Raw genomic sequence first — 25,933 nt, 5'->3', positions numbered from 1 at the left:
GCACCGGTCTGGCCGAGACAAGGCCGAGGGGGCGTACGGCCCGGTGGCCGCGTTGTACTGCGAGCCGAGGTGGGTTTACCCTGCCGGTCATGCGCATGACGCCTCGCTTGCTCCCGGCCACGCTCCTGCTCCTCTTCGCCTGCGGTGACGACGGCGGCATCACCTCGACCTCGGCCACCGACGGTAACAACACCTCGACTGCGACCGTCGGCGCGACGATGAATCCGACCGAGACGACGACCGAGGGCGTGCCGACGACGACGGTGCCGACGGAGGGCAGCGGCACGGCGGACGACTCGACGACGCAGGTGTCGACGACCGAGCCGGTGACGTCGACCGACGCGACGACGACGACGACGACGACCGACGCGACGACGACGACCACCACGAGCGAGAGCGACAGCGAGACGACGACGACGACGACGACGACCGGCGAGGGCTGTTCCGAGGAGGTGCCGGACCCGAACTGTAGCGGGATCGACGAGGGGCTCATCTTCGTCTCGACCCCGCCCGACGGCGGCAGCGATCTGAACGACGGCATCACCCACGAGACGCCGGTGGCGACCCTCGCCAAGGCGATCGAGCTGGCGCTCGCGTGCCCGGACAAGTGCGACATCGTCGTCAGCAAGGGGACGTACCCCAAGTCGGTGACGCTGGCCTCGGGCGTGAGCATCTTCGGCGGCTACACGCCGAAGTCGTTCATCTACGACCTGCAGGCCAACACGACGACGATCGTGGGCAGCGATGCGCGCGCGGTGCAGGCGACGGGGCTGACCGAGTCGGTGCGGTTCCACGGGTTCACGGTCGAGGGCAAGGACTTCAGCGACCAGGGGCAGACGAGCTACGCGCTGTGGGTGAAGGACTCGGCGGACGACCTGCTGCAGGTCGAGCGCTGCACGCTGAACGGCGGCGACGGCGGGGCCGGCACCAGCGGTCAGACGGGCACGAAGGGCGACGACGGCGGGCTCGGCGGCAACGCGAGCGACGCGAGTGGCGGATCCGCGGGGACGTCGAGCTGCGGGGCCAACGGCGGCGGCGGCGGGTCGGCGACCGACTGTACCAGCGGCAAGGGCGGCGACGGCCTGGCCGGCGGCGACTCGACGCAGGGCGGCGCGGGCGGGATGAACGGCGCCAGCCAGTGCAGCCTCAACGTGATCAACGGCTGCAACGACAAGGGCGGCACGGGCGTGGCGGGCAATATCGGCGACAACGGGTCGGCCGGCAACGCCGGCTCGGCCGGGGTGGCGCCGACCGGGGCTTTCGACGCCAACGGCATGTGGGCGGGCACCAGCGGCGGAAGCGGCACCCGTGGCTCTCACGGGCGCGGCGGCGGCGGCGGCGGTGCCGGCGGGACCGACAAGGAGCCGTTCACCTGCGGGGACGCGACGCACCTCGGCGGCGGCGGCGGCGGCGGCGGCGGTGCAGGCTGCGGCGGCGCGTCCGGGGGTCCGGGCGGCGCGGGCGGCGGGTCGTTCGGGATCGTCGTGATCAACTCGTCGATCCAGGTGTCGAACTCGCTGGTCAACGCCGGCAAGGGCGGCAAGGGCGGCAAGGGCGGCAACGGCGGCAACGGCGGCGTGGGCAAGGGCGGCGGCAACTTCGGCCTCGGCAAGAACAGCGGCGACCCGAGCGACGGCGGCGGCAACGGGGCGCTCGGGGCCAAGGGCGGCGACGGCGGCGGCGGCGGCGGTGCGGCCGGCGGCTGCGGCGGTGCGTCGGTCGCGGTGGCCCGCGTGGGCGGCGGCTTCGTCGGCCTGGCCAACGTGCAGCTGCAGGCCGGCGCAGCCGGCGAGGGCGGCCTCGGCGGCGACGGCGGCTTCGAGGGCAACGCCGGCGGCAAGCCGCAAGCGCCCGACGGCGGCGACGGCTGCCAGGGCGCGGCGACCGAAGAGCAGGTGTACTAGCTCGTTCGAGCAGGTCCCCGAGGACATGTCCTCGGGGGCAGGCTCGATGAGGCAGGTCCGAGAGGACAGGTCCGAAAGGACGGGTCCGGAAGGACAGTGATGGCGGGCGGCAGGCGCGAGGCGCGTGCCGCCTGTCGCGCGTCGAGGAGCGAGCGAGGCCGGATGCCGCGATCGCCCGGGTGCAAGCGAGGGTTGCGAGGGCGGTGGACCCGAGGTCGTCCGAACGGCGCTGCGGCGGCGCGCGGCGATGGCGGGCGAATCGGAGGTCGTCCGAACGGCGCTGCGTCGACGAATCGCGTCGTCGGCCGGAGGCGCAGCGCGCCGGAGACCTCGGGCGTGCGCCCGCGACGACCTGTTCGACGGCGTCAGGCGAGGCGTGTGCGCTGGCGCGGCGCGGAGGTCGCGTCGCATGTCCGCGGGGACAGGTCCAGAACGGCCGGCGACGGAGAGTGTCGAGATCTCGGCGCTCGCCCGCGCGCTCACGGGCCGGGGACCTGGAGGGTGGGCGCGGCCACCGGCCGCGGCGGCGGGTTGCGCGGGTGGCTCCGGTCGGGCATCCCGAGGCGGGTGAAGAGGTGGGTCCGGAGCGCGCCGCTGGCAGGGGTCGCGGCGCTGGCGGTCGGTGCGCTCGCGAGCTGCGAGCGGGCGGTGCTGATCGCGGACGACGGGGTCTGCGGCGGCGAGGCGCCCGAGGTGCTGATCGGCGGCGGGCTGCGGATCGAGGGCGACATCCTGCTGTCTTCTGGACATGTCGAATCGGACATGTCGGAAGAGACATCATATCGCAGCGCCGTCAAGTGCCGCGGGACGCTCGATCGCGCGTGGGACGTCGGCCGCAAGCTCGACCTGTCGTACTGCCTGGGCGAGTTCACCGACGCGGCGCTGGAGTCGCGCACGCGCGCGGCGCTGGCGCTGGCGACTGCGCAGTGGGAGCGGGCGTCGGGGGTGAACTTCATCCACCGCGAGGCGCTCGACGGGACGCCGGACTGCGCGGCGCCGGAGCAGGTGGCGTTCACGATCCGCCAGGGCGCGGCGGCCGAGTGCGGCGCGGGCGGGTGCCCGCTGGCGTCGGCGTCGTTCCCGGCGACGGCGCCGGAGGACGAGGGGGCGCGGCTGCTCGTGTGGCCGGACGCGCTGGTGAGCGAGATGTACTCGCCCGAGATGGTGGTGCTGCACGAGCTCGGGCACCTGCTGGGGTTCGTGCACGAGCACTCGCGGTTCGAGCAGTCGCGGGAGATCTGCGTCGACGCGGCCTCGACCGAATTTCGCGGGCTGACGTACCCCGACCCGGCGTCGGTGATGGGCGACGCGCGCTGTCCGGGGATCTCGGAAGCCAGCAAGCAGGGCCGGCTGTCGCGCGGCGATCGCCTGGGCGCGTCGATCCTCTACGCGCTGCCGCGCTCGCGCGTCGATGTCGACGGCGACGGCCGCGAGGACGTGGTGTGGTTCGTGCCCGGCGGCGAGTCCTACGAGGTGTGGTACGGCGCGCCGGCGGGGCGGTTCGTGCGGCGGTCGTTCAGCCTGTGTCAGCGCGACGGTCCGTGCCCGAGCCGGGCGCCGCGCTCGTGGCGGCCGGTGGCGCTGGCCGGGGAGGACGGGCGCACGGAGGTGCTGATGTTCGGGCCCGAGGAGATCACGGACGAGCTGTGGCAGCCGCCGGCGCAGGGCCGCGGCGGGTTCGTGCGCAGCCGGGTCGAGGCGCCCGGCAGCGCGGCGCCGATCGTGGGGGCGTTCGCGGGCGACGGGCGCGACGCGGTGTGGTGGTGGCGGCCCGGCGCGGAGGTCGACGCGCGCTGGGTGTGGCGCGCCGGCGGGGTCGAGGACGAGCCGCTCGACGACCGCTTCGCGGCCGGCTACGGCTGGCCGCTGGTCGGGCTGTGGACGCCGGGGCGCGGCTCGGGGGCGCGCCGCAGCCAGGTGCTGTGGCTCGACGCGCAGCGGTTCAGGGTCGAGCTGTGGGCGTTCGGAGATGACTCGAAGGACATGTTGCAGCGGACAGGCATGCCGGCCTGCGGGCTGCGCCGCAGCGACGAGCAGGTCGGCCGCGTCGGCGACTTCGACGGCGACGGGCTCGACGAGGCGCTGTGGTGGGACCCGCGCGCGCAGGCGACGGTGCGCTGGCACCCGGACCGGCTGTGGCGCGAGGACGGGAGCTGCGATCCGTCCGGCTGGTCGCGCAGCGAGGGCGCGGGCGACCTGCAGGCGCGCGTGGAGGTCGGTGACTTCGACGGCGACGGGGCCGACGACGCGCTGTGGTGGTCGGCAGCGCCGGACCGGGCGTGGCTGTGGCGGATGACCGGCGAGGCCCCGGAGCGCGTGCCGGCGCCGACGCCCCCGCACGAGGCGACGACCTGCGTCGGCGACTTCGACGGCGACGGCTGCGACGACGTGCTGTGGCACGCACCGCAGGCGACGCCGCGGCTGTGGCGGGCGCGCTGCGCGGGCGAGATGGGCTTCGAGACGGACGAGCTCGCAGCGCCGCCGCGCGGCGGGTACCCGATCGGCTGCGGGGGGTGAGAGTGCTGATGTCCTCGGGGACAGCGCGCCGGGGCTGTCGAATGTCCTCGAGGACATGTCCCGAAGGGCGAATCAAATGTCTCTCGGGACATGTCGTGAGACGCGAGGTCGAGCGGGCGGGCGCGTGAGGCCTTGCTCGCGCATGTGCGGGCCGGCTTAACGCGCTCTTAATCCGGCGGCCGCGGCCCGCGCCGGATCCGCGGGTACACTGCGAGGGACTCATGCGGATCTTGCTCATCGAAGACAACGAGCGGCTGGTGCGCGCGCTCGAGCAGGGTTTTTCAGAGGAGGGGATCGCGGTGGTCCCCGCGCTCGCTGCGGCGAAGGCCCTCGAGCAGTCGCGAGCGAGCAGCCTCGACGCGATCGTGCTCGACCTCGGGCTGCCGGACATGGACGGGATGACGCTGCTCCAGCTGCTCCGCACGGAGCGGCCGCACATCCCGCTGCTGGTGCTGACCGCTCGCGACGCGGTCGAGTCGCGAGTGGCCGCGCTCGACGCGGGCGCCGATGATTATTTAATTAAACCGTTCGAGTTCGCCGAGCTGCTGGCGCGGCTGCGGGCGCTGACGCGGCGCGCCGGGGGGCCGCGCTGGGCGGCTGTGGAGGAGGGCGAGGTGGCGCTCGACGACGAGTTCGGGGTCCGCCACGGCGACGTGCGCGTGGTGTTGACGCCGCGGGAGCACGCGCTGCTGGCCTATCTGCTGCGCCGCCGCTTCGAGGTGGTGCCGCGGATCGACATCCTCCGCGAGGTGTTCGGCTATTCGCACGACCCCGGGACCAACGCGATCGATGTCCACCTGGCGCACCTGCGGCGCAAGCTGACGGGCCTGCCGATCGCGCTCGAGACGGTGCGTGGGGCCGGTTTCCGCGCGCGGGTGACGGACGCATGACGACGCCGCGCCGGCGCTCGCTCGGCCGCTGGCTGGGCTTCTGGATCGGCGCGTCCACGGCGCTCAGCCTGCTGGTGTTCACGGCCACCGCGGCGCTGGTGCTGTACGTCGACGAGCTGCGCGACGCGGCCGAGGAAGCGGCGGAGATCGACGACGACGGCGACGCGGGCGAGGTCGACGACGACGGGCCGGAGGCGATCGAGTTCCCGACCGAGACGCTGCTGGCGCAGGTGCTGGTGGCGTTCGCGATCGCGGCGCCGGTCGGGCTGGCGCTGTCGATCGCGGGGGCGCGGTGGTTGACGCACCGGGCGACGGCGCGGATCGACGCGGTGATCGCCGCGGCGGCCCGCATGAGCGCGGAGGACCTGAAGGAGCGCCTGCCGGTGACCGGCGCGGGCGACGAGCTCGACGCGCTGGCCTCGGCCCTGAACGCCCTGTTCGCGCGCATCGACGGCGGGATCGCGGCCCAGCGGCAATTTGCGGCCGACGCCTCGCACGAGCTGCGCTCGCCGCTGGCGGTGCTGTCGAGCACGCTCGAGGTGGCCCGGCGGCGGCCGCGTGCGCCGGCCGAGTGGGAGGACCTCGCCGACCGCACCCTCGACGAGGTCCGCCGGATGTCGGCGCTGGTCGAGGCGCTGCTGCAGCTGGCGCGCGCGAGCGGCGGGGTGAAGCGGGCCCGGGTCGACTTGATGGCGCGCCTCGACGGGCCGGCGCAGCGCTGGGCCGAGGCGGCGGCGCGGGCCGGGGTGAAGCTGGCGTTCGCCGGGCCGGACGAACTGGTGGCCCAGGTCGACGCGGACGCGCTCGAGATCGCCATCGGCAACCTGGTGAGCAACGCGGTCGCGTACTCGCCGCCGGGCGGGACCGTGACGCTGGAGGTGCGCGCGGAGGGTGCGTGGCTCGCGGTCACCGTCGACGATCAGGGACCGGGGATCCCCGCGAGCGAACGTGAGCGGATCTTCGCGCCCTTCGTGCGCGCGACGGCACCCACGGCCGACCGCACCCAGGGGCGCGCAGGCCTCGGACTCGGGCTGGCGATCGCCCGCCGGATCGTCGAGGGACATACCGGTACGCTGGACGTCGGCGAGGCGCCGGGCGGCGGGGCGAGGTTCACGATCCGGTTGACTCGCATGATCGATCCGGGCTTTACCGTTTCTTAAACGGCGGAACAGGCGGCCGGCGATCCACAGTAATGCGAGCACCGTGATGCGACGGATCGGCCCCCGAACTGCGCGAGTGACCGCCGGCTTGCTGCTGGGGTTGATGGGGCTGCTGGGCGCGGCGAGCTGCGGCGGCGGCGAGGCCGCCAGCGCGGCGAAGATGAAGGCGCCCGAGCTTCCGGTGATCCGCGACGGGGTGGTCGAGGTGCCGGCGGGCTACGCGGAGCGGGTGGGGATCACCGTCGCGCCCGCGCATTACGAGGACGTAACCCCGATCGTCCACGTGACCGGCGTGCTCGAGTTCGACGCTCAGCGCCTGGCCGCGGTGGGTTCGCGGATCGCCGGGCGCGTGGCCGACGTCGAGGTCATCGAGGGCAGCAAGGTCGAGGTCGGCCAGGTGCTGGGGACGCTGGTCAGCGCGGAGCTCGGCACGGCGCAGGCCGACATCGCGGCGATGGAGGCGAGGCTGCTGGCGGCCAGCCGCGACGTCGAGCGCAAGCGCAGCCTGCTGGCCGAGGGCATCACGTCCCAGCGCGAGCTGGACCTGGCGATCTCGTCGGCCGCGATCGCAGCGGCGCAGCTGCGGGCCGCCAAGCAGCGGGTGGCCGCCCTCGCCGGCGCGCCGTCGAAGGGCAAGCTCGGGTTCAACGCGCTGACCAGCCCGATCGCCGGCGACGTCGTCGGCGTGCACGTGTCGCGCGGGCAGGCGGTGGTGCCGAGCCACACCGCGTTCATGATCGCCGACCGCCGCAGCCTGTGGGTCCGCCTGTCGGTGTTCGAGGGCGAGGTGCTGCACGTGCAGCCCGGCGACCCGGTCGAGCTGACGCCCACCAACCGCCCGGAGGAGGCGTTCGCCGGGGTGGTCGAGTTCGTCAGCGTGGCGCTCGACCCGATGACCCGCAGCGCCGAGGTGCGGGTGGTGGTCGACAACACGTCGGGCAGGCTGCGCGCGGGCCAGGCGGTGCACGCCAACATCCGCCCGACTTCGGTCCAGCGCCGTGCGGTGGTGGTGCCCCGCCAGGCGGTGATCCAGATCGACGGGGCGCCGCGGTTGTTCGTGGCGACGGACGAGCGCACCTTCGAGATGCGCGAGGTGACGCTCGGGGTCGGCGACTTCGAGCGCGTCGAGGTCAAGGAAGGCCTCTCGGTCGACGAGCGGGTGGTCGTGTCCGGGGTGTTCGCGCTCAAGGGCGAGCTGTACCGCTGAGCGACTGTAACTCGCAGGGCATGTCCTCGGGGACATGCCCGCTGGGGCATGTCTTCAAGACAAGACGCTAGCCGATCGGGATATGGATGCAGGCGTCGCCGAGGGTGGCGGCGAGGGCCTCGCCGACGATCTCGACGTAGCCGGCCTTGTCCTCGATGTCGCCCCAGATCGGCTCCTCGCCGAAGGCCTTCATGAACTGCCACAGCTTCTGGTTCTCGGCCGGGACGCACTTCTTGATGAGGCCCGCGGTGAGGATGCAGGCGTCGCCGCCGCAGTCGGCCTTGGCGTCGCGGACCATCGCGGTGTAGGTCGACAGGACCTCGAGCGAGGCGTCGGGGTCGTTGGTGAGGAAGAAGACCAGCAGGACGGCGTCCTTGTCGCGCAAGAAGCCTTCGTTGGCGGCGGCGTTGGTCGCGCTGGTGGCGTAGGCGGCGGCGGCCACCGGCATCTCGAGCGAGGAGCCTTGCTCGCCGGCGGCCGTGGCGGCGCCGGTGAACCACGCCTTGAGCGGGGCCGGGTCGACGTCGGTGCTGGTGGCGAAGTAGGCCATGCCGTCGTGGACGAACAACCGGCCCTGCGAGCCGTTGGCCCCGTTGTCGCCGCTGGTCGGCGGGAGGTAATACTGGTCGATCGCCTCGACCTCTTCGGGGGTGGTGCCGATCTGGCACTGCGTGTTGCCGACCGGGCAGTTGTCGGGGCAGCAGGCCTGGCCCGCGCCGGTGCAGTAGAAGTCGGTGGTGGTGATGCCGACGTGGAGGTCGACGCCCTTCGGCAGGTTGTCGATCATGGCGTCGACGAACTGCGGGAAGGCGTCGGCCAGCGCGCTCTGGTACTGCGCCATCGACTTGGAGTTGTCGACCACGAACAGCACGTCGACGGCGCCGCAGCCGGGCACCTCCTCGTCGTCGGGGAGGTCGTACTTCTCGAGGCCGTCGGTGGTGGTGACGGACACGCCGGAGCTGCCGGTGCTGGTGGTGGTGCTGGTCGGCGGGACGACGACGCCGGTGGTCAGGCCGCCGGTGGTCGCAGGGCCGCTCGGATCGCCGGCCTCGCTGGTCGACTGGGTGGCGTCGCCGCAGGCGACGAGCAGGCCGAGCGCGAGGCAGCAGGCGGAAGCGAGGAGGCGGACGTACACGCGGCGAGTATGGCGCGAAGGTGCGCCCTCGTCGACGCCCGCGCGCTCGCTTGCGCGGAAGAGAGGTTGTTGCCAGCGGCGCGAGGCGCGTGGCTTCACGGCGAGGCGGGCGAGGCGGGAGCCGGGGCCGGGGCGGGACGCAGGGCCTCGGCGAGGCCGTGCAGCGCGGCGATCTCGGCCATGCCGAGGCGGACCTCGATGGTGACCTCGCGGCCGGTCTGGCCGAGGCCGACGCGGTCGAGGATCGCAGGCGGGATGCCGGCGCCGCGCAGGGCCTCGAACTGTTTCTTCAACTCGGCCAGGGTGGCGCCGGCGACGTCCTCGCCGCGCATGCCGAGGGCCAGCTCGACGCCGAGGCCGTCGCGCAGATCGAGGGCGCCACGGACCTGCTCGAGGCCGGACAGGGCCGGAGCCAGCGAGACGGCGGCCTTGGTGGGGACCTGGCCGGCGAACCAGACCGGGCGGCCTTGGGCGATCCGGGCGATGAGCGGCTGCAGCGGGCCGGTGGCCGCGCTGGCGCCGGTGCCGGCGCGCAGGGCGTCGAGCTGCTGCGACCAGCCGGCCGTGCCGAGCAGGAGGACGTCGGGGCCGACGATGCGCCCGCGCGCGCCGCGGAGGACGACGACCGGCTCGGGGCCGCTGGTGTCGAGCTTGAGGCCGCGATCGGGGAGCTGTCCTTCGAGACAGGCGAGCCGGTCGCGCTCGCCGACGCCGTCGCCGACGAGGACGGCGGCGACGTCGACGCCGTTGGCCGCGACGGCGAGGTCGAGGGTGCGCAGGTTTTCAAAGGGGACGCGGCAGGCGGCGAGGGCGTCGAGGGTGCGCCTGGCGTCGGGGTCGGCGTCGAGGAGGGCGCGGTTCTGCTGCCACAGCGGGGCGGCCCGCAGCGCCTGCAGGTCGATGTGGGCGACCAGGCTGGCCTCCGCCGGGAGCAGCGTCAGCGGGTCGACCCGGGCCGGCGCAGCGGTGCGCCAGCAGGCCAGGACGAACGCGAGCGCGAACAGGACCGACGGGCGGAGCGAGCGCAGGACGCAACGCATGCTCCGGTGATACTTCGCGCGCGGGGGGCGGTCAACCGCGGGACCGGTGGGCGCGCGAGCGGGCCGTTCCGGCGGTGGGCGGCGGATGTCTTCATGGGCATGTCCCATCGGACATGTCGACGCGACGCGCGAGGCGGCCTCGACGTCCGGGCGGTCAGCGCAGCCAGGAGCGGGTCGACAGCACGTGCGGGTGATCGTGGCCGAGGATGCGCTCGAGGGCCTCGGCGGCGGCGGCCATCTCGTTCGCGCCGGCGGCGTCGCCGAGCTCGCGCAGGGCGGTGCCGCAGTTGAAGCGCGAGCTGACGGTCTGCCAGTGCTCGGAGCCGAGGACGCGCACGCGGATGTCGAGGGCCTGGCGGTAGTGGTCGAGGGCGGCGCGGTGATCGCCGCGGCCGTAGTGGATCTGGCCGATGGCGTTGAGGGTGGCGGCGACGCGGGCGTGGTTCTCGCCGTACAGGGCGCGCAGGCCGGCGAGGTTGCGCTGGAAGGCGTCGAGGGCCCCGTCGTTGTCGCCGGCGCGGCCGCGGGCGCGCCCGAGGTCGTGGAGGATCGCCAGGGTGTCTTCGTGGTGCGGGCCGCGGTGGGTCTCGGCGAGGCCGAGCGCGCGCCCGTAGTGGACCAGGGCCTCGGCGTACTGGTTCTGTTGAAAGAGGACCTGGCCGATGCCGACGATCACGGGGATAAGCCGCCGATCGATGTCGGCGGGGTCACCGGCGGGGCGCAGCTGCTCGAGCTCGGCGTGGGCGGCGTGGAGGTGGCTGAGGGCGTCGGCGAAGTGACCCTCGGCGAGCAGGAGCTCGCCGATCGCCTGCTGGGTGCTGATCGTGCGCGCATGGCCGGGGCCGAGGGCGCGCAGCTGGACGGTCAGCGCGCGGGTGTAGGCGGCGAGGGCCTCCTCGCGCTGACCGGCGGCGAACAGGGCGAGGCCGAGGTCGAACAGGGTATTGGCGGTGAAGATGTGGCCCGCGCCCAGCAGCTCGCGCTTGATCGAGAAGGCCTGCCGGTGATGATCGAGGGCAGCGTCGTGGTGACCCTGGGTGAACAGGATCTGGCCGATCGCCGACAGCGTGCTGGCGGTGTACGGGTGCTTGGCCCCCAGGATCGTCCGCTGCACCACGAGCGCGCGGTTGTAGTGATCGAGGGCCTCTTCGAACTTGCCCTGGCGCCGCAGCTCCTGGCCGACGGCGTGCAAGGCGATGGCAGTGTGCGGGTGTTCCTGAGACACGGTCCTCGCCGAGACAGTCAGCGCCGGCCAGTATAGTGGCTGGCCGCCGCGCGGCTCAACGCGCAAGCCTGCGCCGATCCGGCGCGTGATCGCGCGAGCGTGCGCGCGGACGCGCGAAGATGAAGGCGATGGACGCTCGTCCGGACGGCGCGCAGTGCGTGGTTGGTGATGCTGGCCCATCGAACATGCTTTAGCGAGCATGTCCTTTTGGGCATACTGACGGCCTGGCTTTGGGTGCGTGCCAGGCGGACGAACAGCGACGACTGGGCAGCGAGTACATACCACGTGCGCGCCGGCGCCCGCGGTCATGGCGAGCCCAGCGGCCCTAACCACTCCATCTTGAGGTGTGCTTCACCTTTGGGCTCCGGCGCCTGAGGGAAGGCCACGGACAGGGCGTGACGACCTGCATAGAGAATGCCTTCCCACCGACCGTCGAGGGCCGATGCGATGCTGACGGCGTCGATATCGGGGCAGCCGTCCATGCTGAAACTCGGGGGGGCGCCCTCTGGTGCGGTAACGGCGATTCGATAATACCCCGCCTGGGGCAGATCGATCGTGAACGTCTTGCCGAACCCCATGAAATCGCCGACGAACCCGCCGCCGACAAATCCAGGGTCTCCGCATTCTCCGCGCAGGTAGGCCTCGGTGGACTTATCTCCGTCCCAGAAGATCTGCTCAACCCCATCACCGCACCCCAACGGTATCAACTGACCCGACAGGGGGACGGTCATTTGGGACAGCGCCGCATCCAGGGGCACGTCGTATACGGACGCAAAGACGGACGCGAACTGGTCCAGCGTCGCGTCTGCCGGCATCTCGCGCCGAAGTTGCATGAATTTCTCGGCGCCCCAGCGGACCCAAAGTGAGCCCACGAAGTGCATGGCGACTGGGTAGTCAGACGGCTTGGGTGACTCGGTCAGCATGGCCAGAAATCGCTCAGGGAACTGGGCCACTACCGAATCGCTTCGCGTAATCGAACCGAGGTAAGTAGCGAGCCCTTCACCTAGCGTCCTGTGGCCGTCTCCGAGCGCGGGGATGTCGACAGCGTGGACCAACTCGTGAAAGTTGACGATCCCGACCGAGAGGATCGTACCGAGGTTGCGCTCTTCGTTGTACCAGTAGCAATCCATCGAAGCTGGACAAGGCCAAGATTTGGGTACATCGAACTCTGCGCCGGTGACCTGGATATGGCGGATGCGTCCACTCGGTGGCTCGACCCCGAGCTCGGACGCGACCTTTTCGATGAAGCGATCTTCCCTGGCGAGCAAATCGTCCATGCAAATGACGGAGGTGTCTGCGGTCGTGCTATAGTCGACGTACTTGCTGGCCGCAACGACCGGGGGCAGCTGCGTCTCTGGTTCGTGGGAGCAAGCCAGCGACCCCAGCAGACCCGTGATGATGCGAACGGTGAGACCGCTTCTTCTAAGATCACGGTAATTCCCGCGGTAGGCTCTGCAGCATGGGCAGAACCTACCGCGTGCCTGAAGCAGACCCAGGCGCAGGCCGCTGGGTCCGGAATCTGGCCGATGTCGCCGGGAGATGTGCACTACTCCTCGATGAACTGCCCGGTCACGCTCCAGGTGCCGAGATAGTCGGTGCTGTTGACGCCAAGGAGAAGGTTCGCACCATCAATGATGCCGAACGTGTACTCGTCCACGATGTAGGTGACTTCATGCGCCCCATTCTCCCCGAACGTATTGGTGGAGCCGGAGACGGTGGCCTCGACCGTGACGCTCAGCGATTTAGGTGGAATGATGACGTAGCCGCTCGCGGGAAGCCACATTCCAAGGGTGGGCCGAGCCAATTTGACGTTCAAGTCGGAAATGGTCTTCGTCAGGGTCGCGGTCTCAACCGAGAGGTTGAAAGTCATGGATGAAGTGGCCGTGAGCTCCATCTGCGCGAGATAGAACGGACAGGCGTCTTCTCCACATGATGTCGCCGTGTATGCAGCGTGGCCTTCTGCAGTACGGTTCACGGTATTGATGATGAAGAAAGATTCCCCGGGATCGGACTCGAGAAGAACATCTGCCGTGTAGCGCGTATTCGCATCCGGTGGCGTCCAGAGTCCGAGTTTTTCATCGTAATCGAGGTAGTCCGAGCAATCAAGCGCCAGGTCGCAGGGGAGTTGTTCTGCATCGGCGGCTGCAGCTGCTCCGAAGACTGTCTCGATTAGATCGAAGTCGAGGAGGGTCGTCGGAACCGGACAAGTTTTCCAGACACCCCACACCTCGTCGAAAATTCTTTCGATTTCGCTCCAGTCTTCGTCCTCGCAATGCGGATCGTACATGTCCATGTAGTTCACATTGAGCTCAGCGCATTGCTCCGAGCATTTGGCCCGAACAGCAGCTTCCCATGGATCAGGCCCGCCGCCAGTCGTCGGATCGCCCTGATCCATCGGATCAACCTCCACACAAATGTCAGTGTATGGAGGAGTGTACTTCCACCTATACCCAACCGGAGCGCCCGACTGCATCCTCCACCAATAATTCAAGCCATTATCGTTCTTGCACTTGAACTGGTACAGCCCCTCCGACTGGTTCTCCCAGGGATTCTCTTGCTCTGTGGCAGGATCGTCGGGCGGTTTGGGCCCGCCACAATTAGGCATGCTGATCGCTGCGGCTGTGCAAAATCCAAAGGAGACAACGGTATTGAGCCTATTCCACGCCATCACTCTTCCTCCTGTACGTCGGGCTCTTGCGGCATGCCCGTTCAACATTTTTGAGAATAGGGAAAAAGCACAAGTACCGCAATAGTGGACGTGTCCGAGTGAACAAGTTTTGGTGTGAGATACGGCACGCTTATTCTCTCTGTTCTATTATCTGCGGGAATTTGTCGTAGTCGCGGAGCTCGCAAGCTAGCTAGGGAGCACCTAATGGGATTGACTAGATCGATTAGTGGCAATGCGGAGCCATGGCTGATGCATCATCAGTGCGTGAATGTGCGACGGGGCGCGTCACTTCGGCGGGGCGGTGCTGTCGGCGGCAGGGTGGGCGCGCTCGATCAGGGGGACGCGGCTGCGGGCCTCGGCGGCGGGCAGATGGATCTTGAACACCATGGCCTGGCCGACCTCGCGGACGTCGAGGCGGCAGCCCTCGATCTTGAGCAGGGCGTCGGCGATCGGCAGCTCGAGGCCGAGGCCGCGGTGGCCGGGCAGGCGGTGGAAGCCCTTGCGCGCGAGGCCCATCTGCTGCTCGCTGGCGGGCTTGAGCGGGGTGGTGACGTGGAGCTGGAGGCCGAGCGGGGCGTCGGGGTCGCCGCGGCGCAGCTTGATGTTGAGCGAGCCGCCGGTGAGGCGCTTGCCGGCGAACAGCAGCAGGTTCTCGAGCGCCTGCACGAGGTGGCGCGGGTCGATGTAGGCGGTCGGCAGGCCGGGCACGGCCTCGACGGTGTAGTTGATGTGGTCGCCGCCGCGGTTGCGGGCCCGCTGCACCGCCTTGGAGATCAGCGGGGCCAGCGGCACGGGCTCGGCCTGCTTCTCGATCCGGCGCGCCTCGATGCGGGCCATGTCGAGGATGGCGTCGATCTGCTGCAGGAGGTCGCGGCCGGCGGCGGCGATGGTCTCGACCATCTCGCGCGTCTCGCCGTCGAGGGTGCCGTCGACGCCGCGCAGGAGCAGCGAGGAGAAGCCGAGGATCGAGTTGAGCGGCGAGCGCAGGTCGTGGCTCATGTTGGCGAGGAACTGGCTGCGCAGGCGGTCGGTCTCCTCGGCCTTCTCGAGCGCGACGAAGCGGGCGATGGTGGCCTCGTTCATGCGCGCGACGAGGGCCTCGATCGACTGCGCGAGCGCCTGCCACTCGAAGCCCTGCGGCGCGGGGGCCGGCTCCTCGGCGACCTGGGCGCGCACGCGGGCGAGGTCGCGTTCGCTGCGGCGCGCGTGCAGGCCGATCGCCACGAGGCCGGCGAGCAGGCCGAGGGCGCCGGCGAGGGCGAACGGGACGGCGTTGTCGACGGTGGCCCGCCGCATCGGCACGACGGCCCGCGCGCCGCCGCGCTGGACTGCGAAGCGGTCGAACTCGCCGTCGCCGTCGGCGTCGAGGAGGCCGTCGTCACCTGGCTTGATGGACAGGTCGGGGCCGTAGACGGCGCCGCGCGCGGTGAGGACCGTGGCGCCGGGGGCCTGGGCGAGGCGGCGGCCGAGGTCCTCCTCGTCGGCCGGGCCGGCGACGTCGATGAGGCCCTCGGCGGTGCGCTGGGCGACCGTGATGGCGTCGGCGCGGGCGTGGGCGTGCAGCCAGAGGTGGGCGCCGAGCAGCGGCGCGGTGACGCCGGCGAGCAGCAGGAGGCCGGCCCAGCCGAACAGCCGGCCGGTCATGGTGGGCGGGCGATCGGCGAGCTCGAGCTGGGCGATCGGGCAGGAGAGGATGTCGCCGCGGACCGAGCGGCGGGCCCAGTTGGCGGCGAGGGCGGCCAGCGGAGCGGCGATCGCGGCCCACAGGCAGGCGTGCGCGAGGGTGGTCGACCAGGTCCACTGCAGCGGGTTGCGGGCGATCAACGCGTCGCTGAGGGCGATGACGAGGAGGCCGCTGAAGACGGCGCGCGCGACCACCCGCGGGACCCGCTGCAGGGCCAGCGCGGCCTCCTCGACCTCGGCCCGCGGGGCGACGCGCAGCAGCTCGTTGCGCTCGCGGGCGTCGAGCAAGGGGTAGAGCGGGACGGCGAGGAAGCCGACGGCGCGCACGAGCCAGGCGCCGCTGATCGGGGCGGGCCGCCCGAGCTCGTCGGGCCGCAGCCACCGCGCGGCCGGCAAGGCGCTGTAGACGGTGAGCAGGGCGGCGGTGAGGATGAAGAGGTGAGGGACGAGCAGGGCGAACAGCGGCCACGGAGCGGCCGCGCCGCGGCTGTCCCAGACGATCAGCGACCAGGCGACGTCGAGGCCGACGGCGAGGGTGTAGGCGGCGGCGACGCCGGCGAGGACGTCGCGCTCGGCTCGCAGCCGCGTGGGCTGGCCGGCCCGCGGGAAGCCGGGCGCGAGGTCGTCGACGTCGCGCGCGAGGCCGACGAGGTCCTCGGTGCTGCCCTCCCACTCGGACGAGCCGTCGCGGTCGCTCACGGGCGGACCTCCGGGCTGGTGAGGAATAGAGGTGTCTCTTCGGACAGATGATCTTTGGCACCGCGCGGGACTCGCGAGGGCGGCGGGCGCGTGGATGTCTCTCGGAACAGGTCGATGGTGCGGCGGAGAGTCCGCGAGGAGGTGGCGGCTGTCGCTCGGGGCAGGTCGCCGGCGCAAGAGGGCCGCGCGAGGGCGCGCTGGTACAAGGACGCGGCTGTCCCTCCGGCCATGTCGCCGGCGACCTCGGGCGGCCCGGGCCGGCGGCGCGGGGAAGGGGCTGTCCCTCCGGTCATGTCGCCGACGACCGGGGGCGGCGCGGGGAGGCGGCGCGGGGACGCGGCTGTCTCTCCGGTCCGGAGGCCGGCGGGCGCGGTGATACATGTCCTGAGAGACATTTGAGATGTCCCTTCGGGCATGTCGCGGCGCAGGCTCACGCGTCGGCCTCTCCGCCCGAGGACGAGCTGCGCGGGCTCCAGAAGCGCTGGCTGGCGCGGACTGCCTCCTCGGTCATGTCGATCGAGGCGGGCTTGCGCGGGGGAGTCAGCGGGAGCGAGAGGGTGAAGGTCGAGCCGCGGCCGAGAGTGGAGCTGACCTCGAGCGAGCCGGAGTGGTGGTTGGCGATGCTGCGGGCGATCGCCAGGCCGAGGCCGGTGCCCTTCTTGCGCTGGGCGAGGTTGCCGACCTGGCGGTACTCCTGAAAGATCTTGTCGATGTCCTCGGGGTCGATGCCGATGCCGGTGTCGGTGACCCGGATCAGCACGCGCCCGGGCAGCGGCTCGAACATGGCGGAGATGATGATCGAGCCCTTCTCGGTGAACTTGGTGGCGTTCGACAGCAGGTTGTTGAGGATCTGGCAGATCCGCCGGCGGTCGCACACGACCCGCGGGAGGTCGCCGGGGACCTCGGTGCGCAGCTCGAGGCCGGCCTCCTGCACGAGCGGCCGGTGCTGCCGCCAGACCTCGTCGATCATGTCGGCCGGCGATTCGGAGGCGAAGTACAGCCGCAGCTCGCCCGACTCGATCATGGAGATGTCGAGGATGTCGTTGATGAGGCCGAGCAGCTGCATGCCGCTGGTGCGGATCAGGCGGATGTCCTCGCGCTGCTCGTCGGACAGCGGGGTCGACAGGCCCTCGAGCAGCAGCTGAGAGAAGCCGCAGATCGAGTTGAGCGGGGTCCGCAGCTCGTGGCTGACCGCGGCCAAAAACTCGGCCTTGGCCTCGGCGGCCTCGCGCGTCTGCAGCAGGGTCTCCTTGTAGAGGCGGTGCTCGCCGACCAGGTCGCGGCGCAGGCGCTCGAGCTCGGCCTGCAGGGCGCCGAGGCGGTCGCCGCGGGTGACGACGAGCGGGCGGCTGCCGGCGGCGGTGTCGATGTTGACGCGGTCGAGCCGGCGCGCGAGCGAGAGGACCTCGCCGCCGGTGTCGCGGGCGAACAGGCTGCCGGCGCGGGCGAACAGACCGGTGAGCACTGCCAGACCGAAGGCGGGCCACAGCTCGCGCGAGGTCGCCTCGGGGGCGGCGGCGGCGAGGATCCGCCCGGTCGCCAGGAGGCCCGCCGAGCTGACTGCGCTGGCGAACAGCGAGCACCACAGCGCTTGCGCAGTCTGGTGCTCGTCGCGCCCGACCGGCCGCGGGTTGCCGCCGAGGTGGAGATAGGCGGCCAGACACGCCGGCGCGAGCGCGAGGGCGACGCCCCACACGGCCGCCAGCACCGGTCCGAGCGAGGGGAGCAGCGCGGGCACGCTGGTGGTCTGGAGAACGCTGCCCCACAGCAGCGGGACGGCGACCACGAGCGCCGCCGGCGGGGCGATGACGAAGGCCCGCACTGCGTCGCGGCCGGCGAGCTCGACGAGGCCTGTCCTCGCGGCCAGGTAGACGACGAGCACCTGGACCAGCGCGACCAGGCCGGCCACCACGGCAGTGGTCCGTCGCAGCGGCTCGTCGGTCATCCACGCCAGGGCGACCTGTGAGACCACGAGCAGGACGATGCCGGCGACCAGGGCGATCGCTAGGGCGTACACGGTCTGCCGCCGCGATGCGGTCTGGCTGCCCATTGCGGGCCGCGAGCGTAACACCCTTCGCGCCGCGGCCGGGCGCAGGCCGGTCCCGCGAGCCTCGTGAGGCCGAAACGCCGGCGGCCTCGGCCCTCACCCGCAGGGGTGGGGGGCGAGGCCGCGCCGGTCGAATGCAGCGGTGCGGACGCGCAGCGCTCAGGCGCCCTTGCGGGCCTTGATCAGCTCGACGAGCCGCGGGACCGCCTCTTCCCACTTGGCGACCAGGCCGTAGTCGGCGACCTGGAAGATGGGGGCCTCGGCGTCCTTGTTGATGGCGACGATCGTCTTCGAGCCCTTCATGCCGGCGAGGTGCTGGATCGCGCCCGAGATCGCCACGGCGAAGTAGAGCTCCGGGGCGACGATCTTGCCGGTCTGACCGACCTGCAGGTCGGCGGGGACCATGCCGGCGTCGGTCGCGGCCCGGCTGGCGCCCAGAGCGCCGCCGAGCAGGTCGGTGAGCTGCTCGAGGAGCTTGAAGTTGGCGCCCTCGCGCATGCCGCGGCCGCCGGACACGATGACCTTGGCCTCGGTGAGCTGCGGGCGCGACGACTCGGTCTTCTGCACGCCCTGGACGACGGCGCCGCGGGTGTTGGCGGCGGCGGCGGCGACGGCCTGGACGGGCACGGCGCCGGTGGGCTGCGCGTGCTCGAACTCGGTGCCGCGCGCGGTGAAGAAGAACGTGCCGGCGTTGACCTTCTGGTCCTGCAGCGCGCGGCCGGCCGAGATCGGGCGGACGAAGGTGTCGCCCGACTTGACCTTGACGACCTCGGAGACGAGCGGGGCGTCGAGGACCGCGGCGGCGCGGGGCAGGGCGTCGCGCAGCGTCGAGGAGGCGGTGCCGCCGATGACGCTGGCGCCGAGCGTGCGCGCGGCGTGGATGATGGCGTCGGACCACGCCTCGGCCGTGAACGGCTCGAGGGTCGGACCGGCCAGGGTGTGGACGGCGGCCGCGCCGTAGCCGGCGGCGGCGATCGCCTGGGCGGCGGCGTCGGGCTGGGCGCCGAGCACCAGCAGGTGCAGCGGCTTGCCGGTGGCGCGGGCGATCTCGGCCGCGCAGGTGATGCCGGGCAGGCAGTGCGGGCGGATCTGGCCGCCGGCGGTTTCGAGGATGACGAGGACCTTGCTCATGTTAGATGACCTTCGCTTCCTTCGTGAGCTTCTCGAACAGCTCCTCGACCGTCTTGACCTTCTGACCGGCCTTGCGCGCCGGCGGGGCGGCGACGCCGACGACCTGCTCGTTGGTGCCGACGGCGACGCCGAGGTCGGACGGCTTCAGCACGGCGACCGGCTTGCGCTTGGCCATGGTGATGCCCTTGAGCGAGGCGAGCCGCGGGCCCTCCTGGTAGGCGTGGGTGGCCGGGGTCGAGCCGTTCTTGACGCTCTTCGGCAGGACGATGCGGAGGTCGACCGAGACGACCGCCGGCAGCGGCACGCGCTTGACCTCGACGCCGTCGTCGACCTCGCGGCCGACGGTCAGCGCCTTCGCGGCCTGGTCCCACTCGACGGTGGCGGCGAAGCTGGCCTGCGGGACGTCGAGGAGCCCGGCGACGCGCTGCGGCACCTGGCCGCCCTCGTTGTCCTGCGACAGCTTGCCGGCGATGAGGAGGTCAGCGGCCTCCTTCTTGAACACCGCGGCGATCAGCTTGGACACGGTGGCGGTGTCGAGCTTGTCCGGGTCGGCGTCGACGATGATGCCGCGGTCGGCGCCCATGGCCAGGAACTGCGTGAGCTGCTGGCGCTGGCTCTCGGGGCCGATCCCGAGGACGATCACCTCGGCCAGCCGCTGCGTGCCGCCGACGACCTCGGCGAGGCGGAGGGCGGTCTCGATGGCGTACTCGTCGAAAGCGTTCGGGACCCACTTCGAGGCAGAGTAGTCGAGCCCGCCGCCCGCGAATTTCAGGCTCTCGTCGGGATCCGGGATCCGCTTGACACAGACCAAAATCTTCAAAAGGGACTCCTCCTGCGCGAGGCTGTATCGCCCGGGCAGTGAACCGTGTCAATGCATCCGTACGGGTGAGTTTTTCCCCGAACGTGGAGCTTTCTCCGCGGTCATCCGCGGGCGACCCGACTGTCCGGACAGGAGGCCGCGGCGGTCGGGGACGCTTGCGAGACCGCGATGCGTGCGTTAGCGTTGCGCGGCCAATTCTGCCGGACGCTGCGACCTTGCGGCGAACTCGCCGGCTGCGCCCGTCAGGATCGTCCGCGATGACCCGCTCCAAGTGCTCGCTCGCACCGCTGCTCCTCATCCTCTCGGCCTGTAGCCCGGCCTGCACCTCGGTGCCCGAGGCCGGCGCCCCGGAGAACAAGGGCGGGCCGGTCGCCGCGACCACCAAGGCCGAGACGCCGCCGAGCGAGGTCACGCCGCCGCCCGGGGGCGAGATCACCGAGGCCAAGGGCGTCGACCTGTCGCGCCTGTCCGAGCCGCAGAAGACCAGCTTCTTCCAGCTGATCAACAGCGAGCCGTCGGCCTGCGGCAAGCCGCACAGCCTGGCCGTGTCGCTGCGCGACGACGCCGCCTGCCGCGACTCGCTCAGCGTGTCGCAGTTCATCGCCGACGCGCTGGCCTCGGGCGCCTCGCCGAGCGACATCAAGGCCAACATGGAGTACGTCGTCGGCGCGCTCCAGCCGCGCAAGATCGACATCGAGGGCCGCCCGGTCTACGGCAACGAGCGGGCGCCGGTGACGGTGGTGGTGTTCGCCGACTTCGAGTGCCCGCACTGCCGCGCCGAGGCGCCGATGCTGCGCCAGGCGATCGACCAGTTCCGCGGCCGCGCCAAGCTGGTGTTCAAGCACTTCCCGCTGTCGGCCCACCCGCGGGCCAAGGTCGCCGCGATCGCCACCGTGGCCGCCCAGTCGCAGGGCAAGTTCTGGGAGATGCACGACATCGTGTTCGAGAACCAGACGGCCCTGTCCGACGCCGACATCCGCAAGTACGCGCAGAAGATCGGCCTCGACATGAAGCAGTTCGACGCCGACTTCGCCGCGCTCAAGGGCAAGGACATCGTCGAGGCCGACCGCGCCGAGGGCGAGAAGCTCGAGATCACCGGCACCCCGGCGGTGTTCGTCAACGGCCGCTACTTCAACGAGTACATGTTCGGCGGCACGGTCGTCGGCTGGATCGACGACGCCCTGCGCCGCTGAGGCGAGCGCGGCGCCCCGCTCGGCCGACTTCCGCGCGACCGGGCTTGACTCGGCGCCGATCCTGAGCCTGACTCTTTGGACATGTCACGACCCCGACCCTGGATCGAGGCGTTCGCGCCCGCGACTGTGTCGAACCTCGGGCCCGGCTTCGACTGCCTGGGCCTGGCCCTGCGCGGCCCCGGCGACCGCGTGCGCGCGCGCCGGGGCGAGCAGCCGGGCGTCACGATCGCCAAGGTCGAGGGCGACGGCGGCAAGCTGCCCCGCACCGCCGACAAGAACACCGCCGGCGTGGCCGTCGCCGAGCTGCTGCGCCGCTACGCGCCAGACGCCGGGGTCGAGCTCGAGGTCTACAAGGGCCTGCCGCTCGGCAGCGGGCTCGGTTCGTCGGGCGCGAGCGCCTGCGCGGCGCTGGTGGCGGCCGACGCGGCGCTCGGCCTCGGGCTGCAGCCGGCGCAGCTGGTCGACCTGGCCCGCGAGGGCGAGCGGGTGGCCTGCGGCGCGGCCCACCCCGACAACGTGGCGCCGGCGATCCTCGGCGGCGTGGTGCTCATCCCGCAGCTCGACCCGCTGCGCCTGATCGCCCTGCCGAGCCCCGCCGACCTGTGGCTGGCGGTGTACACCCCCGGCTGCTCGGTCAGCACCGCCGAGGCTCGCGCGGTGCTGCCGGCCCAGGTGCCGCTGGCCGCGACGGTGCAGCAGGCGAGCCGGCTCGGGCTCCTGGTCCACGCGCTCCACTGCGGCGACCTGTCGCTGCTCGGCGAGGCGATCGTCGACGAGCTGGTCGAGCCGTGCCGCGCGCGCCTGATCCCCGGCTACCTCGACGCCAAGGCGGCCTGCTGCGAGGCCGGGGCGCTGGCCTGCAGCATCAGTGGCTCCGGGCCGACGACGTTCGCGCTGGCCGGCTCGCGCGGCCGCGCGGAGGCGATGCTGGCGATCCTCGAGGAGTGCTTCACCCTCGCCGGCGTGCCGGGCAACGGGCTGGTCGACCAGGTGGGGCCCGGGGCGCGGGTGGTGTCGACGCTGTTGCATTGAGGCTGACGACATGTCCGAGAGGGCATGTCGTCTACGACCTGTCCCCAAGTGCATGGCGGGTGGGGCATGTCCTGGAGGGCATGCTCGAACGGGCGGTCAGAACGCGAAGCCGAGGCCGAGGCCGAGGCCGCGCGGGAGGGCCAGCGGGCCGGCGGCGCGCAGCTGCACGCGGCCGAGCGCGGCGGTGCGGGCCCGCTTGAGCTTGTGCAGGCGGATCTGGCTGACGGGCCAGAGGATCGCGCCGGGCACTGCGAGGCCGAGGCCGGCGGTCAGGACGAGGGCGCCGCCGATGACGTCGATCTCGTTGTCGCGCTCGGCGGCGATCAGGACCATGGCCATGCCGGCGGCGCCGAGGCCGAGGCCGGCGAGCGAGAGGCCGATGCCGGCGCCGAGGCGCCGGCGGTAGCGGGCCCGCGTGAACTCGTAGAAGCCCTGGCCGTCGCGGCGCTCGCTCTGGTAGTCGGTCCACACCCGCTCGAGATCGAGGCCGGTGCGGGCCTGCAGATCGCGGTAGACGACCGCCTCGTCGGCGGGCGCCGGGGCGACCGGGGCGACGAGCAGGAGGCCCGTGAAGACCGACGCGAGGCTCGGCGGCACGCGGCGATCGTAGACGAGGTCGGGGGCGCAGCTCAAGGCGCGGCGCTGCTTTCATCGTGCTTCAGCACGGCGCTCGCACGCGGCTCAGCCGTCGCGTACCGTCGTTCTCGCGCTGGCGGGTCGAGTTCGCGCCGGACTGGCGCCGGACGTCGCCAGGGCCCGTGCTATCTTTGGAAGATGCGCATATTGGGTCTGGTGGTCGTGCTGTTGTCTGCGTGCTCCGAGCGTCCGCTGCCGGGTGAGAGCGCCGGCGAGTCGACCACCACCGGTGCGATGACGACGACGGGGGAGCCGTCGCCGACGACGCTGTCGCCGACGACGCTGTCACCGACGACGGAGTCGCCGACGACCACGCCGCTGCCGATGACCACGCCGACGTCGCCCGGCGACCCGACCACCGGCGAGCTGCCGACGACGACGTTCGACGTGACGACCGCGGTGACCACCGAGTTCACCACTGGCTTTCCGACGTCGTGCGGGCCGCCGTGCCCGGCCGAGCTGGCGTTCGAGGGCAACCTCGACGTCGGCGCCACGCCCGGCGACTTCTCCTGCGTGACGGTGGTCCAGGGCAACCTGCGGATCGACGCCGATGCGTCGCCGGCCGACGTGGCCACGCTGGTGAACCTGCGCCAGATCGCAGGCAACCTCACCATCCGCGACCAGCCGGGGCTCGCCGATCTTTCCGCGTTCGCGTGCCTTGAGCGCGTCAACGAGCTGACGGTCCAGGGCATGCCGCAGCTGGCAGATCTGTCAGGCCTGTCGCGGCTCGACTTCTCGTTCTCGGTCACGCTCGACGGCCTCGGGATCACGAGCCTGCCGAGCTTCGGCCCCGGCTTCACGGGCGCAGGCGAGCTGTTCCTGCGCGACAATCCGGCGCTGACGGACCTCGGCGCGGCGGCGAATTGGACCTCGGTGCTGCCCACCCTGGTGATCCAGAACAGCCCGGCGCTGGCCGACCTGTCGCCGCTGGCCGGTGTCCTGGGCGATCCGCAGCAGTTCTACAGCGTGTCGCTGATCGACCTGCCGGCGGTGACGTCGCTCGAGGTGCTGAAATCGCTGGTCGACGTCGGCGGGCTGCAGCTGGTCGGTCTGCCCGGCGTGAGCGACCTGTCGGGGCTCGCCGGTCTGGAGCGGGCCAGCCTGGTCGCGCTGTTCGGCCTGCCGCAGGTGACGAGTCTGTCCGGGCTGTCGGGGCTCGAGCGCGTCGAGAGCAGCTTCAGCCTCGGCCACTGCGAGAAGGAAGGGATGGACGGCCTGACCAGCCTGGCCGGCCTCGACTCGCTGACCTTCGTCGGCAAGCTGTCGATCGCCCACTGCGACGCGCTGACGACCCTCAGCGGCGCGCCGACGCTCGGCCACGTCAATCAGCTCGCAGTGACGGACAACCCGCTGCTGGCCGAGGCGGCGTTCGACGCCTTCGTCACCGCGGTCGGCAGCGTGCCGGGCGAATGTTTTAATGAAGAGTGTGGTTGCCAGTGATGGCTTGCTTCGACGACGCGTGCGACTGCGGGTGAGGTCGCGGGGATGACCGAAGGGGCATGTCCTCGCGGGCATGCGGTCCGCGGGGCGTGACAATCGCGTGAGCGCGTCGGCGCGCTTTGAACATGTCGCTTTTTAAAAGGGACATGTTCGGCGACCCGCTGCGCCTGGCCAGGAGTGCTGCGGCCCATCCACGGGTGGCCGGGCGACAGGACCTCTGGTACCATCGAATGATGCGTTGGCTGGGTCTGGGGATCGCGCTGTCGTTTGCCTGTTCCGAGCGGCCGGTGCCGGGTGAGAGCGACGGGGGCTCGTCGAGCGGCGGAGAACCGGGCACGACCGGCGCGGGGCCAGGGACGACCGGGGAGCCGAACCCCACGACCTCGGGCCCGCCGACCACGGCCGAGACGACCGAGACCACCGCAGTGCCCGGGCTGTGCGGGCCGCCGTGTCCGGCCGCCCTGGTGATCGAGGACGACGTGGTCATCGACGCGGCCGGGGGCGACTTCACCTGCGTCACGGAGGTGACGGGCAACCTGCGCGTCGACGGTGACGCCGACCCGGTCGTGGTGGCCACCCTGGCCAACCTGCAGCGCGTCGACGGGACGCTGACGGTGCGCGATCGGGCGGGCCTCACCGGCTTGCCGATGTTCACGTGCCTGCAGTCGGTGGGCGATCTGAACCTGCGCGACATGCCGCAGCTGACCGACCTGTCGGCGCTCGGCTCGCTCGCGCAGACCGGTGCGGTGACGCTGGAAAACCTCGGCATCACTGCGCTGCCGAGCTTCGGGCCGGCGTACGAGGGGACGTTGAAGTTGTTCCTGTTGGACAACTCGCAGCTGGCCGACGTGAGCGCGCTGGAGGGCTGGGCCCACCCGCTGTTCGCCGTGACGATCCGGAGCAGCCCCAAGCTCGCCGATCTGTCGCCACTGGGCCCGCGGTTGCCCGCTTCGCTGACGGGGCAGAACATCTCGCTGCAGGATCTGCCGGCGGTGACCTCGCTGGCCGCGCTCTCGGGTTGACCGAAGTCGACGGCCTGTCCCTGGTGAATCTGCCCGGGGTCACCGACCTGTCGCCGCTCGTCGGGGTCACGGAGGCGGGCTGGATCGTCCTCGACGGGATGCCCGGAGTGACGACTCTGGCCGGGCTCGGCGGGCTGACGAAGCTGGACAACATCCTCAGCATCGGCGCCTGCGGCGGCGCCCCCGGTATGGACGGGCTGACGAGCCTGGACGGCCTGGGCGGGCTGCTGCAGGTCCAGAGCATGCTCGTCGCCGGCTGCGACGGCCTGACCTCGCTCGCCGGCGCGCCGGCGCTGACGCACGTCAACACGTTGACGGTGACCGGCAACCCACAGCTCGCGCAGGGTGCGTTCGAGGTCTTCGTGGCCGAGGTGTCGAGCGTCCCGAACGCCTGCTTCAACGACGCGTGCGACTGCGGGTGAGGTCGCTGAGATGACCGAAGGGGCATGTCCTCGCGGGCATGCCCCTTCGCACCTGTCCCGGC

The 25,933-nt window shown here is 71.6% G+C and carries 20 protein-coding genes; 10 read left to right on the top strand and 10 right to left on the bottom strand.

Features of this window, described 5'->3' with window-relative positions; genetic code table 11:
* Window positions 1-89 precede the first annotated feature (89 nt).
* The 5 genes from OV090_RS33675 to OV090_RS33655 all read left to right on the top strand — a co-directional run bounded on the left by OV090_RS33675 (window position 90) and on the right by OV090_RS33655 (window position 7,678).
* Entirely contained in the window at window positions 90-1,904 is a 1,815-nt protein-coding gene (locus OV090_RS33675) for a hypothetical protein (protein ID WP_267708780.1), read from the top strand.
* A gap of 567 nt (window positions 1,905-2,471) precedes the next feature.
* Window positions 2,472-4,421 carry an FG-GAP-like repeat-containing protein gene (locus OV090_RS51130; RefSeq protein WP_267708779.1) on the top strand — a complete coding sequence of 650 codons (1,950 nt, stop codon included), beginning with the start codon at window positions 2,472-2,474 and terminating at the stop codon, window positions 4,419-4,421.
* Window positions 4,422-4,642: 221 nt separating this feature from the next.
* Entirely contained in the window at window positions 4,643-5,311 is a 669-nt protein-coding gene (locus OV090_RS33665; RefSeq protein WP_267708778.1) for a response regulator transcription factor, read from the top strand.
* Window positions 5,308-6,471, top strand: a complete 1,164-nt coding sequence (locus OV090_RS33660; protein ID WP_267708777.1) for a HAMP domain-containing sensor histidine kinase — start codon at window positions 5,308-5,310, stop codon at window positions 6,469-6,471. The genes OV090_RS33665 and OV090_RS33660 overlap by 4 nt, the downstream gene beginning before the upstream one ends.
* A gap of 76 nt (window positions 6,472-6,547) precedes the next feature.
* Complete coding sequence (locus OV090_RS33655) at window positions 6,548-7,678, top strand: efflux RND transporter periplasmic adaptor subunit (RefSeq protein WP_267708776.1); 1,131 nt, start codon at window positions 6,548-6,550, stop codon at window positions 7,676-7,678.
* Between the two features lie 67 nt (window positions 7,679-7,745).
* Here OV090_RS33655 and OV090_RS33650 read toward each other — a convergent pair whose 3' ends face one another.
* The 9 genes from OV090_RS33650 to OV090_RS33610 form a co-directional block, all read right to left on the bottom strand.
* Window positions 7,746-8,813, bottom strand: coding sequence for a hypothetical protein (locus OV090_RS33650; protein ID WP_267708775.1), 1,068 nt, complete (start codon window positions 8,811-8,813; stop codon window positions 7,746-7,748).
* A gap of 95 nt (window positions 8,814-8,908) precedes the next feature.
* Window positions 8,909-9,853, bottom strand: coding sequence for a hypothetical protein (locus tag OV090_RS33645; RefSeq protein ID WP_267708774.1), 945 nt, complete (start codon window positions 9,851-9,853; stop codon window positions 8,909-8,911).
* A gap of 154 nt (window positions 9,854-10,007) precedes the next feature.
* Window positions 10,008-11,258 (bottom strand): tetratricopeptide repeat protein, encoded by a 1,251-nt coding sequence (locus OV090_RS33640; RefSeq protein WP_276604792.1) that lies wholly within the window; start codon window positions 11,256-11,258, stop codon window positions 10,008-10,010.
* Window positions 11,259-11,383: 125 nt separating this feature from the next.
* The gene (locus OV090_RS33635) at window positions 11,384-12,355 is read right to left on the bottom strand and encodes a hypothetical protein (protein WP_267708772.1); all 972 of its coding nucleotides are present in this window, start codon (window positions 12,353-12,355) and stop codon (window positions 11,384-11,386) included.
* 269 nt (window positions 12,356-12,624) lie between these two features.
* The gene (locus tag OV090_RS33630) at window positions 12,625-13,473 is read right to left on the bottom strand and encodes a hypothetical protein (RefSeq protein WP_267708771.1); all 849 of its coding nucleotides are present in this window, start codon (window positions 13,471-13,473) and stop codon (window positions 12,625-12,627) included.
* A 558-nt stretch (window positions 13,474-14,031) separates the two neighbouring features.
* Window positions 14,032-16,128: a HAMP domain-containing sensor histidine kinase gene (locus OV090_RS51125; protein ID WP_267708770.1), complete on the bottom strand. Its 2,097-nt coding sequence runs from the start codon at window positions 16,126-16,128 to the stop codon at window positions 14,032-14,034.
* Window positions 16,129-16,558: 430 nt separating this feature from the next.
* Complete coding sequence (locus OV090_RS33620; RefSeq protein ID WP_267708769.1) at window positions 16,559-18,178, bottom strand: ATP-binding protein; 1,620 nt, start codon at window positions 18,176-18,178, stop codon at window positions 16,559-16,561.
* 156 nt (window positions 18,179-18,334) lie between these two features.
* Window positions 18,335-19,306 (bottom strand): FAD-binding protein, encoded by a 972-nt coding sequence (locus tag OV090_RS33615; RefSeq protein ID WP_267708768.1) that lies wholly within the window; start codon window positions 19,304-19,306, stop codon window positions 18,335-18,337.
* A 1-nt stretch (window position 19,307) separates the two neighbouring features.
* The gene (locus OV090_RS33610; RefSeq protein WP_267708767.1) at window positions 19,308-20,126 is read right to left on the bottom strand and encodes an electron transfer flavoprotein subunit beta/FixA family protein; all 819 of its coding nucleotides are present in this window, start codon (window positions 20,124-20,126) and stop codon (window positions 19,308-19,310) included.
* 257 nt (window positions 20,127-20,383) lie between these two features.
* On the opposite strand from OV090_RS33610, the gene OV090_RS33605 reads away from it, so the two are divergent.
* The gene (locus tag OV090_RS33605; protein WP_267708766.1) at window positions 20,384-21,319 is read left to right on the top strand and encodes a thioredoxin domain-containing protein; all 936 of its coding nucleotides are present in this window, start codon (window positions 20,384-20,386) and stop codon (window positions 21,317-21,319) included.
* Window positions 21,320-21,400: 81 nt separating this feature from the next.
* Entirely contained in the window at window positions 21,401-22,351 is a 951-nt protein-coding gene (locus tag OV090_RS33600; RefSeq protein ID WP_267708765.1) for a homoserine kinase, read from the top strand.
* Between the two features lie 96 nt (window positions 22,352-22,447).
* Here OV090_RS33600 and OV090_RS33595 read toward each other — a convergent pair whose 3' ends face one another.
* Window positions 22,448-22,984 (bottom strand): hypothetical protein, encoded by a 537-nt coding sequence (locus OV090_RS33595; protein ID WP_267708764.1) that lies wholly within the window; start codon window positions 22,982-22,984, stop codon window positions 22,448-22,450.
* Between the two features lie 141 nt (window positions 22,985-23,125).
* Here OV090_RS33595 and OV090_RS33590 point away from each other — a divergent pair, with 141 nt between their 5' ends.
* The 3 genes from OV090_RS33590 (at window position 23,126) to OV090_RS33580 (ending at window position 25,871) form a co-directional block, all read left to right on the top strand.
* Window positions 23,126-24,427: a hypothetical protein gene (locus OV090_RS33590; RefSeq protein ID WP_267708763.1), complete on the top strand. Its 1,302-nt coding sequence runs from the start codon at window positions 23,126-23,128 to the stop codon at window positions 24,425-24,427.
* 233 nt (window positions 24,428-24,660) lie between these two features.
* On the top strand, window positions 24,661-25,449 hold the full coding sequence (locus OV090_RS33585; protein WP_267708762.1) for a hypothetical protein: 789 nt from the start codon (window positions 24,661-24,663) through the stop codon (window positions 25,447-25,449).
* Window positions 25,446-25,871: a hypothetical protein gene (locus tag OV090_RS33580; protein WP_267708761.1), complete on the top strand. Its 426-nt coding sequence runs from the start codon at window positions 25,446-25,448 to the stop codon at window positions 25,869-25,871. Before OV090_RS33585 ends, OV090_RS33580 begins: the two co-directional genes overlap by 4 nt.
* The last annotated feature ends 62 nt before the right edge of the window (window positions 25,872-25,933 follow it).

It is taken from the genome of Nannocystis sp. RBIL2, from assembly GCF_026626745.1.
Classification (GTDB): domain Bacteria; phylum Myxococcota_A; class Polyangia; order Nannocystales; family Nannocystaceae; genus Nannocystis.
Note: the sequence above shows the minus strand (reverse complement) of the source record. Positions and strands in the feature narration are given on the sequence as shown.

Bases quoted from the DNA above. Each gene is read 5' to 3' on its own strand.
- OV090_RS33620 (WP_267708769.1), bottom strand. From the start codon at position 18,178: ATGGGCAGCCAGACCGCATCGCGGCGGCAGACCGTGTACGCCCTAGCG.
- OV090_RS33640 (WP_276604792.1), bottom strand. From the start codon at position 11,258: ATGGGCCAGCATCACCAACCACGCACTGCGCGCCGTCCGGACGAGCGT.
- OV090_RS33585 (WP_267708762.1), top strand. From the start codon at position 24,661: ATGCGTTGGCTGGGTCTGGGGATCGCGCTGTCGTTTGCCTGTTCCGAG.
- OV090_RS33660 (WP_267708777.1), top strand. From the start codon at position 5,308: ATGACGACGCCGCGCCGGCGCTCGCTCGGCCGCTGGCTGGGCTTCTGG.
- OV090_RS33600 (WP_267708765.1), top strand. From the start codon at position 21,401: ATGTCACGACCCCGACCCTGGATCGAGGCGTTCGCGCCCGCGACTGTG.
- OV090_RS33590 (WP_267708763.1), top strand. From the start codon at position 23,126: ATGCGCATATTGGGTCTGGTGGTCGTGCTGTTGTCTGCGTGCTCCGAG.
- OV090_RS33675 (WP_267708780.1), top strand. From the start codon at position 90: ATGCGCATGACGCCTCGCTTGCTCCCGGCCACGCTCCTGCTCCTCTTC.
- OV090_RS33635 (WP_267708772.1), bottom strand. From the start codon at position 12,355: ATGGACGATTTGCTCGCCAGGGAAGATCGCTTCATCGAAAAGGTCGCG.
- OV090_RS33645 (WP_267708774.1), bottom strand. From the start codon at position 9,853: ATGCGTTGCGTCCTGCGCTCGCTCCGCCCGTCGGTCCTGTTCGCGCTC.
- OV090_RS33615 (WP_267708768.1), bottom strand. From the start codon at position 19,306: ATGAGCAAGGTCCTCGTCATCCTCGAAACCGCCGGCGGCCAGATCCGC.
- OV090_RS33605 (WP_267708766.1), top strand. From the start codon at position 20,384: ATGACCCGCTCCAAGTGCTCGCTCGCACCGCTGCTCCTCATCCTCTCG.
- OV090_RS33665 (WP_267708778.1), top strand. From the start codon at position 4,643: ATGCGGATCTTGCTCATCGAAGACAACGAGCGGCTGGTGCGCGCGCTC.
- OV090_RS33630 (WP_267708771.1), bottom strand. From the start codon at position 13,473: ATGGATCAGGGCGATCCGACGACTGGCGGCGGGCCTGATCCATGGGAA.